Below are 13,227 nucleotides of genomic sequence, written 5' to 3' on the forward strand. Positions count from 1 at the left end.
TTCTTAGATGCATCTTCTGTGTTCGAGTGAATGGATGTACTCGGATGCTCTACGGTGTGTCGCACAGCGCTCACGCATCGGCGTCGGCCCCGCGTGAGTCAACTCCGCCTATCCATCGGAGGCTTCCGTGCTGCTGCCATCGCCCGGCTGGGACTACACGCTCCAACTTCCGCACGACCCCCTCGCCCCGCGCATCGCCCGCCGGGCCCTCCGCCTGATCCTCGAAGAACACGGCGGAACCCGCGAACTCGCCGACACCGCCGAACTTCTGACCTCCGAGCTCGTCACCAACTCCTTCCGCCACACGGAGGGCCCAGCGTCCATGCGGGTACGGCGGGAAGGGGAGCGGGTGCGCGTCAGCGTGTGGGACACCAGCGCCAACTTTCCCGTCCACAAGGATGTGGACGAGGACGCCGAGCAGGGCCGGGGCATCGCCCTGGTGGAGCTGTGCGCCGACGCGTGGGGCGGGCTGGCGATGGACGACGGGTTATTCGGGAGCGGGAAGACGATCTGGTTCGAACTGGACGGGACGTGGCCCGAGGCGTGAGGCCGTCCCCGTCAGGTCGGCCCCTGCCCCGTGCCGTTCGGGGCGGCGTCGCGGGCCGAACCCGGACCGCCCGTTCGGCGTCCCTCAGACCGCCGCCGACCAGGCGGCCTCGGCTGCCGCCACAGCCGCATCCCCGTCCGCCCGCAACCCCGCCGCCCGCAGCGCGCCCGCCAGTGCCGACAGGGTCCGTACGACCGTCTCCAGGCTCGCGTCCGGCCCGTAGTGGTTGACCCGGATCATCTCCTTGGCCAGGGCGCCGCCGCCCGCCACCAGGGGCAGGGAGTCGGCCGCCACCGACGCCGCCACCAGGTCGCGCGCGTCCAGCGCGGCGGGGGCGCGCAGCGTCGTCGCCACCGGGGCGGCGTCGCGGGCCTCGGCGACGTACGGGCGCAGCCGGTCCACACCGCGCGTGCCGCCGTCGGCCAGCGCCAGCGTCCCCGCGCGGGTGGCGGCCGCCGCCGCGCGGTGCCGGGTGATGGCCGCGGCCAGGCCGCCCGTGGCCTCGATACGGTCGATCGACGCCTCCAGCGCCAGCATTTCCAACTGGGCCGGGGCGTGCGGCAGTACGGCCCGGCCGGTGTCGATCCAGCGCTCCTTCCAGTCCAGCAGGGAGAGATAGGAGCGGCGCGGGGCGCGCGGGTTGGCGCGGATACGGTCCCAGGCGCGCTCGCTGACGGACACCGCCGAGACGCCCGCCGGGCCGCCCATGCCCTTCTGCGCGCCGATCACGCACAGGTCCACGCCCCACGCGTCGGTCTCCAGCGGCTCGGCCGCGACCGAGGCGACGGCATCGAGCATGAGGAGGGCGCCGTGCTCGCGCACCACCTCGCCGATCTCCGCGACCGGATTGGTGTTGCCGGTCGCGGCCTCGGCGTGGACGAGGGAGACCAACTCGGTGCCGGGGTGCTCGGCGAGCGCGGCGGCGATGCGCTCGGCGGAGACGGCCGTGTCGTACGGCACCTCGATGTCCACGACCGCGGCGCCGCAGTCCCGCAGCCAGCCGCCGAACGTCTGCCCGTACGGGCCGGTGATCACGTTGAGCGCGGTCGCGCCGGGGCGCGCGGCGCTGCGGATGCAGCCTTCCAGCGGCAGCAGCGCCTCGCCCTGCATGACGATCACGTCGGCGTCGGTGCGCATCACCTCGGCGACCCGCCGTTCGATGGCGGCGAAGCGGTCGGCGGTCAGCGGCGGCTGGTCGAGGAGGAGGGCGCGGGCGTCGGACACGTCGGACACGGTGGCTCACTTCGTACGGTCGGCGGGCGGGCGCCACCGGGCCGGGACGGCCGCCGGGCGCCTCGGCCGAGCGTACAGCGTGCGAAAGCGCACGGCGCGCGAGAGCACCGCACGGGCCGTCGAGGGCCGTCGCGCGCTGTCGGCGCACGCCGGGGGAGCGCGGACCGTACTGCGCGCGGTAGTGCTAACCCCCCTGAGAAGACGGGAGTTGGCGGGATGGGAGTCGGACCGCCGGTCCGGGACGCTGAACACATGCGAATCGACAGCCGCACGGCAGCTCTCGTCTCCACGCCGGTCCTGGCCGCGTCCCTGCTCGCGACCCTCGTCGCGGCGGCCCCGGCCGCCAGTGCCAAGGACGCGCGTACAGCCCCGGCAACCAGTGCCGAGGGAGCGCGTACAGCTCCGGCAGCCAGTGCCGAGGGAGCGCGTACAGTCCCGGCCGCTGCCGCCCGTACACGGACGCCCCACGCAGCCCGTACCGGCGCGGCCCCCGCCACCCCCGGCTGGAAGCGTTGCACCGGGGCGGACCTCGACCCCCGGCAGGAGTGCGCCACGATCTCCGTGCCGCTGGACTACGCCAAGCCGCGCGGCGCGCAGATCACGCTCGCCATATCCCGCGTGCGCAGCGAACGGCCGCAGGCGCGGCGGGGCACGCTGCTGCTGATCCCCGGCGGACCGGGCAGCTCCGGCATCAACAGGCCGTCCACGCTCGGGAAGAAGCTGCCGCGCTCCGTGCGGGACGCGTACGACATCGTGGGATTCGATCCGCGCGGCCTGGGCGGCAGTACACCGATCAGCTGCGGACTGGCCCATGACGACCTGGCCTTGGTCCACCTGCGGCCGTGGCCCGACGCGGACGGCGGTATCGAGCGGAACGTGTCCACAGGCCGCCGGCTCGCCCAGACCTGCGCGCGCAACGGCGGGCCGGTGCTGCGCAGCATCAGCACTGCCAACGAGGCGCGGGACATCGACCGCATCCGACAGGCGCTGGGGGAGCGGAAGCTGTCGGCGTGGGGCGTGTCGTACGGGACGTACGCGGGCGCCGTGTACGCGCAGATGTTCCCGCGCCGCACCGACCGCTGGGTGCTGGACAGCAGCGACGACCCGGACCCGAAGCGGGTGGCACGCGGCTGGCTGGCCAACTACGCCACCGGGGTGGAGGACGCGTTCCCCGACTTCGCGGCATGGGCCGCCGACCCGGGCAACCCGCACCGGCTGGCCGACTCGGCGGACGAGGTCCGGCCGCTGTTCCTGAAGCTCGCGGCCCGGCTGGACCGGGCGCCGATCCCGTGGCCCGGTGCCAACCCCGCCGAGCTCAACGGCAACGTGCTGCGCCAGAGCCTGCTGGACGCTCTGTACTCCACGACGCGCTTCCCTGCCCTGGCCCGACTGATACGCGCGGCCCGGGACGGCTCGCCGCTGCCCGCGCCGAACACCCCGCCGGACGAGGCCCTGCAGTCCTCGGTGGCCGTCTCCGCGGCGACGATATGCAACGACGTGAGCTGGCCGGCCTCGATACCGGACTACGAGCGGGACGTCGCCGAGAGCCGCAGGACCCACCCGCTGACGGCCGGGCTGCCGGCGAACCTGATGCCGTGCGCCTTCTGGCCGTACGCGCCGAAGGAGAAGCCGGTGCGCATCACCCCCGGCGGCCCGTCGAACGTGTTGATGATCCAGAACCGGCGTGACCCGTCCACGCCGCTGGTCGGGGCGCTGAGGATGCGCGAGGCGCTCGGCGGCCGGGCCCGCATGGTGACCGTGGACGCGGTGGGCCACGGCGCGTACCGGGCCAACGGCAACGCGTGCGGGGATGCCGCGGTCACCGACTTCCTGGTCCGCGGGGACCGCCCGGCACGGGACGTCTCCTGCCCCGCGGCGTGACGGTGGCCGGGCGCACACGGCGAAGGCCCCGCCGTCACAGGGGAGCGGCGGGGCCTTCGTAGCCGGGACCGGCCGACCGGGACCGGCCGACCGGGGGTGGTACATCCCGGACGTCCCCGGACCGGCCGGTCGGAGTGCTCAGAGGCGCTCGGGGGTGCGGATGCCCAGCAGGGCCATGCCCTGGTGCAGGGTGCGGGCGGTCACGTCGCACAGGAACAGGCGGTTCTCGACCATCTCGGGGGTCTCGGCCTTCAGGACCGGGCACTGGTCGTAGAAGGTCGTGTACAGCGACGCCAGCTGGTAGAGGTACGCGGCCAGCTTGTGCGGGGCGTACTCCGCTGCGACCTCCCGCAGGGTCTCCGCGAACTGGTCCGCGTGCAGCCCGAGCGCCCGCTCGGCCGGGGCCAGCGCCAGCTCCGGGTGCGCGACGGCGCGCGTGTCGCCCGCCTTGCGCAGGATCGAGCGGATACGGGCGTACGCGTACTGGAGGTAGACGGACGTGTCGCCGTTGAGCGACACCATCTGGTCCAGATCGAACTTGTAGTCACGGGAGGCCGACGTGGAAAGATCCGCGTACTTCACCGCTCCGATGCCGACCTGCGTGCCGCGCTCGGCGATCTCCTCGTCGGTCAGGTCCTGCGCCTTCTCGCGGACGACCGCCGAGGCCCGCTCGATCGCCTCGTCCAGCAGGTCCACCAGCCGGACCGTCTCGCCCTCACGGGTCTTGAACGGCTTGCCGTCCTTACCCAGCACCGTGCCGAAGGCGAGCTGAACGGCATGCACCTCGTCGTTCAGCCAGCCGATCCGGCGGGCGGTCTCGAAGACCATCTTGAAGTGCAGCGACTGGCGGGCGTCCACCACATACAGCAGGGTGTCGGCGCTCAGGCCCTGCACGCGGTCGCGGATGGCGGACAGGTCGGTGGCCGCGTAGCCGTAGCCGCCGTCGGACTTCTGCACGATCAGCGGCACCGGGTTGCCGTCCGGGCCCTTGACGTCGTCGAAGAACACGCACAGCGCGCCCTCCGAGCGCACCGCCACACCGGACTCCTCCAGCAGCCGGCAGGTCTCGGCCAGCATGTCGTTGTAGCCGGACTCGCCGACCACGTCCGGGTCCCGGATCTCCATGTCGAGCTTGTCGAAGACCGAGTAGAAGTAGATCTTCGACTCGTCCACGAACTTCCGCCACAGGGCGAGGGTCTCCTCGTCGCCGGCCTGGAGTTCCACCACGCGGCGGCGGGACCGGTCCCGGAAGTCCATGTCGGAGTCGAACAGGGCACGCGCGGCCTTGTAGAGGCGGTTCAGGTTCGACATCGCCTCCTCGCCGGAGACGGCCGCGTCCTTGTGGTCGAGCTCGTGCGGGTGCTCGATCAGGTACTGGATCAGCATGCCGAACTGGGTGCCCCAGTCGCCGATGTGGTGGCGGCGGATCACCTTCTCGCCCGCGAACTCCAGGATCCGCCCCATGGCGTCGCCGATCACCGCCGACCGCAGGTGGCCGACGTGCATCTCCTTGGCCACGTTCGGCTGGGCGTAGTCGATGACGGTGGTGCCCGGCTGCTCGGCCGGCGCCACGCCGAGCCGCTCGTCCGCGGCCCGCGCGGCGAGGGTCTCGACGATCGCCCGGTCGGCGATGGAGATGTTGAGGAACCCGGGGCCGGAGACCTCGATCCCGGAGATCACGTCACCGGGACCGCCGGCGGGCAGCGCCTCGACGACCTTGGCCGCCAGCTCGCGCGGGTTGCCGCCCAGCTTCTTGGCCAGCGCCAGCATCCCGTTCGCCTGGAAGTCCGCCCGGTCGCTTCGTCGCAGCAGCGGGTCCGCGGAACCGGCCTCCGGCAGGGCAGCCGAGAGGGCGTCCGCGACGCGCTGGTGGACCGAAGCGGCAAGGGAAGGGACCGAGGCCATGGGATGGGTGCCATTCCTTTAGAGGTGCGAAGGGTCAGCCAAGTATCCCACGGCGGGTCCGGCCATTTCTCTGGTAAACCGGCAACCCTGAGCGCGCCCCCTCCGTCTGGGAGAATGGTCGACGCCATGACCGCTAGGAAGGAAGTGCCGAACGTGGCTCAGAGCACCGAGACCGACTGGGTCTCCCGTTTCGCGGACGAGGTCATTGCCGAGGCGGAGCGTCGCGCCCCGGGCAAACCGATCGTCTGCGCCTCGGGCCTCAGCCCGTCCGGCCCGATCCACCTGGGCAACCTCCGCGAGGTCATGACCCCGCACCTGGTCGCCGACGAGATCCGGCGCCGCGGCCACGAGTGCGTCCACATCATCTCGTGGGACGACTACGACCGGTACCGCAAGGTCCCGGCCGGCGTCGACCCGTCCTGGGCCGAGCACATCGGCAAGCCGCTGACCTCGGTCCCGGCCCCGCCCGGCAGCCCGTACGCGAACTGGGCCGAGCACTTCAAGGCGCCCATGATCGAGGCGCTGAGCGAGCTGGGCGTGGAGTTCCACGGCATCAGCCAGACCGAGCAGTACACCTCCGGCGTCTACCGCGAGCAGATCCTGCACGCGATGCGCCACCGCGGGCAGATCGACGCCGTCCTGGACCGCTACCGCACCAAGGACAAGCCCGGCGCGAAGCCCGCGGCCAAGAAGCAGCAGCAGAAGGGCAAGCTGGACGAGGCCGACGCTGCGGCCGCCGAGGCCGCCGCCGAGGGATCCGGCGCGGCCAGCGAGGACGACGGCAGCGCGGGCGGCGCGGGCTACTACCCGTACAAGCCGTACTGCGGCGCCTGCGAGCGGGACCTGACCACGGTCACCGCCTACGACGACGAGACCACCGAGCTGACCTACACCTGCCAGTGCGGGCACACCGAGACCGTCCGCCTCAGCGAGTTCGACCGCGGCAAGCTGGTGTGGAAGGTCGACTGGCCGATGCGCTGGGCGTACGAGGGCGTGGTCTTCGAGCCGTCCGGCGTGGACCACTCCTCGCCCGGCTCCTCCTTCGTCGTCGGCGGCCAGATCGTGAAGGAGGTCTTCGGCGGCGAGCAGCCCATCGGGCCGATGTACGCCTTCGTCGGCATCAGCGGCATGGCCAAGATGTCCAGCTCCAAGGGCGGCGTGCCGACCCCGGCCGACGCGCTGGAGATCATGGAGGCCCCGCTGCTGCGCTGGCTGTACGCGCGCCGCAAGCCCAACCAGTCCTTCAAGATCGCCTTCGACCAGGAGATCCAGCGGCTGTACGACGAGTGGGACGCGCTGGAGCGGAAGATCGCCGACGGGGCCGTCCAGCCCGCCGACGCCGCCGCCTACAGCCGGGCCACCCGCACCGCCGCCGGTGATCTGCCGCGCACCCCGCACCCGCTGCCGTACCGCACGCTCGCCTCGGTCGTGGACATCACCACCGGCCACGACGAGCAGACGCTGCGCATCCTCAGCGACCTCGACCCGGCCAACCCGGTGAAGTCCCTCGACGACACCCGGCCCCGGCTGGACAAGGCCGAGCGCTGGATCACCACCCAGGTCCCGGCCGACCAGCGCACCCGCGTGCGCGAGGAGCCGGACACCGAACTGCTCGGCTCCCTCGGCGACACCGAGCGGGAGTCGCTGCGGCTGCTGCTCGACGGGCTGGACGAGCACTGGTCGCTGGACGGCCTCACCACACTGGTCTACGGCGTGCCGAAGCTCCAGGCGGGACTCGCGGCAGACGCCAAGCCCACCCCGGAGTTGAAGGTCGCCCAGCGGACCTTCTTCGCGCTGCTCTACCAGCTGCTCGTCGGACGTGACACCGGCCCGCGGCTGCCCACCCTGCTCCTGGCGGTGGGTGCCGACCGGGTGCGGCACCTGCTCGGCGCGTAATCGCGACGCGCGCGCACTGAGTCGGGGCCCGTGGCTGCATGCCACGGGCCCCGACTCGTTAGGGGACGGCGTCTCCTGGTGCGTCTCTGGTGCGTCTACGGGATGTGCTCGACGTTCATCTCGCGGTGCCGCTCCCGGCACTCGTCCACCAGCGCCCGCAGCTCGTCGGCGCTCAGCTCGCTGATCCCGTACATCTCCTGCAGCCTCCGGCCGAACTGGTAATGCGAGGGGAACTTGCCGTGCTCTTCGTAATGCCGGCGGAAGGCGGCGTAGTACAGCTCCTCGCGCGGCACGTCGTCGGGGACGCCGAGGTTGCGCACCCGGCCCGGCGACACCGGCACCGTCACCTGCCCGCCGGGGTACGGCGGTTCGGCGGCGTACGGGGTGTTCTGCTGCGGATGTGGATGCGGCTGCTCGTTCCCGTACGTCTCGTCAGGTCGGTAGGCCTCGTCCGGCGCGTACGCCTCGTCCGGCTGGTAGACGGGCAGCGGCACCGACTGCGGTAGCGCCTGCGGCTGCGCGGCGGCGGGCCCTGGCGTCTCGGCGGCGGCCGGGGCGTGGGGGCCCGCCGTCGGCCCGACCGCCGTTGGCGCGTGCGCCACAGGTGCGTCCACCATCGGTGCGTCCACCACCGGTGCGTCCACTACCGGCGCGTACGCCGCCGGTACGTCCGCCACCGGCGCTTCCGCTGCCGGGAGCGCGGGTCGGGTGGGGGCGGGTTCGATGCCCGCGGCGGCCAGTCCCGCCTCGGCGGTCTCGGCCAGCGGCACCCCGTACCGCGCCAGCCGCAGCGGCATCAGCGACTCCACCGGCGCCTTGCGCCGCCACGCGCGCCCGTACCGGGCCCGCAACCGCGCGCGGTAGATCAGCCGGTCCTGCTCGATCTTGATGACCTCGTCGTACGACCGCAGCTCCCACAGCTTCATCCGGCGCCAGAGCCGGAAGGTGGGCACCGGTGCCAGCAGCCAGCGGGCGACGCGGACCGACTCCATGTGCCGGTCCGCGGTGATGTCGGCGATCCGGCCGATCGCGTGCCGCGCCGCCTCCACGGAGACCACGAACAGCACCGGGATCACGGCGTGCATCCCGACCCCGAGCGGGTCGGGCCAGCTGGCCGCGCCGTTGAACGCGATGGTGGCGGCGGTCAGCAGCCAGGCCGTCTGGCGCAGCAGGGGGAACGGGATGCGGAGCCAGGTGAGCAGCAGGTCCAGGGCCAGCAGGACGACGATGCCCGCGTCCACGCCGATGGGGAAGACGTCCGAGAAGCCGCCGAACCCCTTGTCGTGCGCGAGGTCGCGGACGGCGGCGTAGGAGCCGGCGAAGCCGATACCGGCGATCACTATGGCACCGGTGACGACCACGCCGATGAGTATTCGGTGCGTACGTGTCAGCTGCATCGCGGCCACCCGCGATCCCTCCCCGCCCTCGGCAATCGGCAGCGCTCAGCGTCGCATACACGTCAAGGCGGGGCGGCGGGGAGGGGCGGCACGGCGTGTCCGCCCCATGGTCCCCGCTCGGAGCTCCTTGCTCGCGCTACTTGTTCGCGGAGGCGACCGACTCCACGGCCTCCTTGGCGATGTCCTCGGCGCCCTTGAGCAGCTTCTCGGCGTCCGGCGCCTTGGCGTCCTCGTAGCCGGTGCCGTCGTACTCGACGGTGACGACGACGTTGGCGGTGCGCGCCACGACGGTCTGGTTCAGGAACTCGTCGCGGCCCTTCTTGGCCTTCGTGCGGACGGTCGTGGCGGCGTCGCCGATCGCTGCCTCGCCGCGCTTGGCGTCCTTCGCGCCGTCGGCCTTGCCCGCCTTGTCGGCCTGGTCGGAGGCGTAGGCCTCGGCCTGCTTGTCGCCGGTGCCCTGCGAGAGCTCGGAGTCGAAGCGCTTGAAGGAGAGGGTGAGCGAGCGGTACTGGTACCCGTCCAGACCGGTCCACAGGCAGGCGCCCGCGTCGTTCTTGTCGGAGCTGGGGAGGGCCTTGCCCTTCTCGTTCTTCGCCTTGGGAACGAGCTTCTCGATCGTCTTGCCGGACAGGCTCTCGCACGGCTCGGGAAGCTTGCGGAACTTCGCGGGCGCGACCGTCGGCGACGGAGTGGCGGACGGGGAGGCGTCCTTCTTCTTGTCGTCGGAGCCGGAGCCGGAGTCGTTGCATCCGGCGACGAGCATCACCGGTACGGCGGCGCAGGCGAGGACACGGGCGAGTCGCGGGGCTGTTCGGCGCATGGTCTCAAGCTCATTCTCGGTCGCGGGGCGGGGCTGTCCCGCCCTCGTGGCTACAGAGCACGGTACGCGGGCGGCGTGGTCGCCCGTTCGGGTTCCGCGGGGAGACGGGGCCTCACCCGCCGAAGCGTCCGGTCAGCTCCTGGGCCAGGTCCTCGGCGTTTTCCTGGAGTTCGGCGCTGTCGGGGATGTGGGCTTTGTCACTCGACCACTGGTCGTATTCGATGGTGACGATCACGTTGGAGGAGCGGAAGACGATGGTGATGTCGCGGTGCACGCCGGAGTCGGCGGTGGCGAGCTTGTCGTCGAGGAAGGCGTCGTCGGCGAGGTCGTCGAGGAGGCGGGGGGCGGCGGTCTCGGCGTCGTCGCTGCTGCCGCTGTCGCCGCTGCTGTCGCTGTCGTCGCCCTCGGCGCCCGCGTCGCCGCCTGCGTCGTCGGGCTTTCCGGAGTCCGGGTCGTCCGCGCCGGGGTCCTTGTCCTCGCCGGAAGCGGAGTCGGAGCCGGAGCCCCCGCCGGAGCCGGAGTCCCCGCCGGAGCCGGAGTCCCCGCCGGAACCGGCGGACGGCGCGGAGGGCGATCTCTTCCTCTTGGCCGGGTCCTCGCCCTTCCCGGGCGCGTCGGTCTTGCCGGTCTTGTCGTCCTCGTCCTCGTCCCGCTCGCCGTCCGGGCCGGACGACGGGGGCTGCGCGGCGGCCGGGACATGCGCCGCGGCCGCCTTCTTCGCGTACACCGCGAGCGCCCGGTCGTCGTCGCTGACCTGGGGGTCGTACGAGACCACGCGCTCGAAGTCCAGCGTGAGATGGCGACTGCCGGCGGGCGTCTCCAGCTTCCAGCGGCAGCCGACGTTGCGGTCGGTGTCGAAGGTCACCGCGGCCTCGCCCGCGTAGACCTTCTCGGCCTCCTCCTCCGACTCCTCGTCGGCGCCGGGGAGCAGCGTCTTGAGCGTCTTGGGGCTGACGGAGCCGCATGCCTCGGGGAGGTTCCGGTACTTCCCCGGCTCGGCCGTGGCCGTCCGCCCCGCGAGCCCCGGCTTGCCGTCCTGGATGCTGGGCGCCGCGGAGTCGGAGGTGGTGCAGCCGCTGGTCACGGCGGTGAACGCGGCCAGTACGGCCAGTACGGCGACGGCCGGTGCACGGCCCGGTACGCACGCCTTCCGCTGCGCTGGCTCCACGGTCCGCGGCTCCCTTCGGGCGAAAACTGTTTGCCGCCGCACGGCGGGGGGTGAAGACAATGTCTATCGCACGTACTGCCGCATCTGCCGGTCCAGTGTCACGCATCGGGCAGTAAGCCCGACTTTTGCCTTTTGTGTCTTCTACGGGGGAATGAACCAGCCATGTCGTACACCGAGGTGCCCGGCGCACGGGTCCCGATCCGCATGTGGGCCGACCCGGCCACGGTCGAGGGCGTGGCCATGCAGCAGCTCCACAACGTCGCCACGCTGCCGTGGATCAAGGGCCTGGCCGTGATGCCCGACGTCCACTACGGGAAGGGCGCCACGGTCGGCTCGGTGATCGCCATGCACGGCGCGGTCTGCCCGGCGGCGGTCGGCGTCGACATCGGCTGCGGGATGTCGGCCGTCAAGACGTCCCTGACCGCGAACGACCTGCCCGGCGACCTGTCGCGGCTGCGCTCGAAGATCGAGCAGGCCATCCCGGTCGGGCGCGGCATGCACGACGACCCGGTGGACCCGGGCCGGCTGCACGGGTTCCCGACGGCGGGGTGGGACGACTTCTGGGGCGGTTCGGCGGGGTCGCGGAGGCCGTCAGGTTCCGGCAGGAGCGCGCCACGAAGCAGATGGGCTCGCTCGGCTCGGGCAACCACTTCATCGAGGTCTGCCTCGACGAGACGGGCTCCGTCTGGCTGATGCTGCACTCCGGCTCCCGCAACATCGGCAAGGAGCTGGCCGAGTACCACATCGGCCAGGCGCAGAAGCTGCCGCACAACCAGGGCCTGGTCGACCGCGACCTCGCCGTCTTCGTCTCGGACACCCCGCAGATGGCGGCGTACCGCAACGACCTGTTCTGGGCGCAGGAGTACGCGAAGTACAACCGCGCGATCATGATGGGCCTCTTCCAGGACGTCGTGCGGCGGGAGTTCGCCAAGGCCAAGCCGACGTTCGACAACGTCATCTCCTGCCACCACAACTACGTGGCAGAGGAGCGCTACGACGGTCTGGACCTGCTGGTGACCCGCAAGGGCGCGATCCGCGCGGGCAGCGGCGACTACGGCATCATCCCGGGCTCGATGGGCACCGGCTCCTACATCGTGCGCGGCCTGGGGAACGCCGACTCGTTCAACTCGGCCTCGCACGGCGCGGGCCGGAAGATGAGCCGCAACGCCGCGAAGAAGCGCTTCACCACGCGGGACCTGGAGGCCCAGACGCGCGGTGTGGAGTGCCGTAAGGACGCGGGTGTGGTCGACGAGATCCCGGGCGCGTACAAGCCGATCGAGAAGGTCATCGACCAGCAGCGGGACCTCGTCGAGGTCGTCGCGAAGCTCAAGCAGGTCGTCTGCGTGAAGGGCTGATCCCGCCGGGTCGGCGGGTCGGTGGGTGGTCAGGGCCGGGCGGTGTCCCCGTACGGGGGTCGGGGAACCGTCCGGCCGTCGGCTTTCCGTCTTTCCGCCGCTTTCAGGCCGCTTTCCGTCGTGAGGTCAGCTCTCGCGGTGGACCTTGTAGTTGGACGCCTGGGCTCGGGGGCGTACGACCAGGAGGTCGACGTTGACGTGGGAGGGGCGGGTCACCGCCCAGATGATGGTGTCGGCGACGTCCTCGGCCACGAGCGGCTCCGCGACGCCCTGGTAGACCGCGGCCGCCTTCGCCGCGTCGCCCCGGAAGCGGGTCGACGCGAACTCCTCGGTCTTCACCATGCCCGGCGCGATCTCGATCACCCGGACCGGGGAGCCGCACAGCTCCAGCCGGAGCGTCTCGGCGATGACGTGGGCGCCGTGCTTGGCGGCGACGTAGCCGCCCCCGCCCTCGTAGGTGGCCAGACCCGCGGTGGAGGACAGGACGAGGACCGTGCCGTCGCCGGAGGCGGTGAGGGCGGGCAGCAGCGCCTGGGTGACGTTGAGGACGCCCAGGACGTTCACCTCGTACATGGTGCGCCAGTCGGCGGGGTCGGCGGTCGCGACCGTCTCGGCGCCGAGTGCCCCGCCCGCGTTGTTGATCAGGATGTGCACCGGGCCGTAGCGGATGACGTCGGCCGCGAAGGCGTCGACGGCGGCGCGGTCGGTGACGTCCAGGGCGTACGCGGACGCCTCGTGCCCGGCGTCGGTCAGCTCCGCGGCAAGCGCCTGGATGCGGTCCTTGCGTCGCGCGGTGAGGACGACCCGGAAGCCGGCCGCGGCGAGCTGCCGCGCGGTGGCGGCGCCGATGCCGCTGCTCGCACCGGTGATGACGGCGGTACGGGTGGTCATGGGCCCTCCAGCGTGCGACGGGTGGTGCGGCGTTCGAGATCCACACGCAGGATATGACGGCGCGCCCGGGGGCCGGCCGGGAGGCTTCCCGCGGCCTGGCGGGACCCTTCCGCGGCTTGACGGCACGCTTGCCG

Annotated in this window: 9 protein-coding genes and 1 pseudogene; 4 read left to right on the forward strand and 6 right to left on the reverse strand. The window is 72.1% G+C overall.

Going from position 1 to position 13,227, the window contains the following annotated elements; translation table 11 throughout:
• Positions 1 to 127: 127 nt before the first annotated feature.
• Positions 128 to 547, forward strand: a complete 420-nt coding sequence (locus Q3Y56_RS19980; protein WP_304463244.1) for an ATP-binding protein — start codon at positions 128 to 130, stop codon at positions 545 to 547.
• A gap of 84 nt (positions 548 to 631) precedes the next feature.
• Here Q3Y56_RS19980 and Q3Y56_RS19985 read toward each other — a convergent pair whose 3' ends face one another.
• Positions 632 to 1,780: an alanine--glyoxylate aminotransferase family protein gene (locus Q3Y56_RS19985; protein WP_304463245.1), complete on the reverse strand. Its 1,149-nt coding sequence runs from the start codon at positions 1,778 to 1,780 to the stop codon at positions 632 to 634.
• A 252-nt stretch (positions 1,781 to 2,032) separates the two neighbouring features.
• Here Q3Y56_RS19985 and Q3Y56_RS19990 point away from each other — a divergent pair, with 252 nt between their 5' ends.
• Positions 2,033 to 3,661 carry an alpha/beta hydrolase gene (locus Q3Y56_RS19990; RefSeq protein ID WP_304463246.1) on the forward strand — a complete coding sequence of 543 codons (1,629 nt, stop codon included), beginning with the start codon at positions 2,033 to 2,035 and terminating at the stop codon, positions 3,659 to 3,661.
• A gap of 138 nt (positions 3,662 to 3,799) precedes the next feature.
• Here the strand turns inward: Q3Y56_RS19990 and argS are convergent, their stop codons facing one another.
• On the reverse strand, positions 3,800 to 5,566 hold the full coding sequence (gene argS / locus Q3Y56_RS19995) for an arginine--tRNA ligase (protein WP_304463247.1): 1,767 nt from the start codon (positions 5,564 to 5,566) through the stop codon (positions 3,800 to 3,802).
• A 126-nt stretch (positions 5,567 to 5,692) separates the two neighbouring features.
• Here argS and lysS point away from each other — a divergent pair, with 126 nt between their 5' ends.
• Positions 5,693 to 7,462 carry a lysine--tRNA ligase gene (lysS, locus tag Q3Y56_RS20000; RefSeq protein ID WP_304463248.1) on the forward strand — a complete coding sequence of 590 codons (1,770 nt, stop codon included), beginning with the start codon at positions 5,693 to 5,695 and terminating at the stop codon, positions 7,460 to 7,462.
• A 95-nt stretch (positions 7,463 to 7,557) separates the two neighbouring features.
• Here lysS and Q3Y56_RS20005 read toward each other — a convergent pair whose 3' ends face one another.
• The 3 genes from Q3Y56_RS20005 to Q3Y56_RS20015 all read right to left on the reverse strand — a co-directional run bounded on the left by Q3Y56_RS20005 (position 7,558) and on the right by Q3Y56_RS20015 (position 10,847).
• A complete protein-coding gene (locus tag Q3Y56_RS20005; RefSeq protein WP_304465696.1) occupies positions 7,558 to 8,859 on the reverse strand; it encodes a DUF2637 domain-containing protein in 1,302 nt (433 codons plus the stop codon).
• 136 nt (positions 8,860 to 8,995) lie between these two features.
• Entirely contained in the window at positions 8,996 to 9,679 is a 684-nt protein-coding gene (locus tag Q3Y56_RS20010; protein ID WP_304463249.1) for a hypothetical protein, read from the reverse strand.
• 112 nt (positions 9,680 to 9,791) lie between these two features.
• Entirely contained in the window at positions 9,792 to 10,847 is a 1,056-nt protein-coding gene (locus tag Q3Y56_RS20015; RefSeq protein ID WP_304463250.1) for a DUF3558 domain-containing protein, read from the reverse strand.
• 162 nt (positions 10,848 to 11,009) lie between these two features.
• On the opposite strand from Q3Y56_RS20015, the pseudogene Q3Y56_RS20020 reads away from it, so the two are divergent.
• Positions 11,010 to 12,202: pseudogene (locus tag Q3Y56_RS20020) on the forward strand (RtcB family protein).
• A gap of 126 nt (positions 12,203 to 12,328) precedes the next feature.
• Here Q3Y56_RS20020 and Q3Y56_RS20025 read toward each other — a convergent pair.
• Positions 12,329 to 13,093, reverse strand: coding sequence for an SDR family oxidoreductase (locus Q3Y56_RS20025; RefSeq protein WP_304463251.1), 765 nt, complete (start codon positions 13,091 to 13,093; stop codon positions 12,329 to 12,331).
• Positions 13,094 to 13,227 lie beyond the last annotated feature (134 nt).

This window comes from Streptomyces sp. XD-27, from assembly GCF_030553055.1.
Classification (GTDB): Bacteria; Actinomycetota; Actinomycetes; order Streptomycetales; family Streptomycetaceae; genus Streptomyces.

Bases quoted from the DNA above. Each gene is read 5' to 3' on its own strand.
- Q3Y56_RS19990 (WP_304463246.1), top strand. From the start codon at position 2,033: ATGCGAATCGACAGCCGCACGGCAGCTCTCGTCTCCACGCCGGTCCTG.
- argS (WP_304463247.1), bottom strand. From the start codon at position 5,566: ATGGCCTCGGTCCCTTCCCTTGCCGCTTCGGTCCACCAGCGCGTCGCG.
- lysS (WP_304463248.1), top strand. From the start codon at position 5,693: ATGACCGCTAGGAAGGAAGTGCCGAACGTGGCTCAGAGCACCGAGACC.
- Q3Y56_RS20005 (WP_304465696.1), bottom strand. From the start codon at position 8,859: ATGCAGCTGACACGTACGCACCGAATACTCATCGGCGTGGTCGTCACC.
- Q3Y56_RS20010 (WP_304463249.1), bottom strand. From the start codon at position 9,679: ATGCGCCGAACAGCCCCGCGACTCGCCCGTGTCCTCGCCTGCGCCGCC.
- Q3Y56_RS20025 (WP_304463251.1), bottom strand. From the start codon at position 13,093: ATGACCACCCGTACCGCCGTCATCACCGGTGCGAGCAGCGGCATCGGC.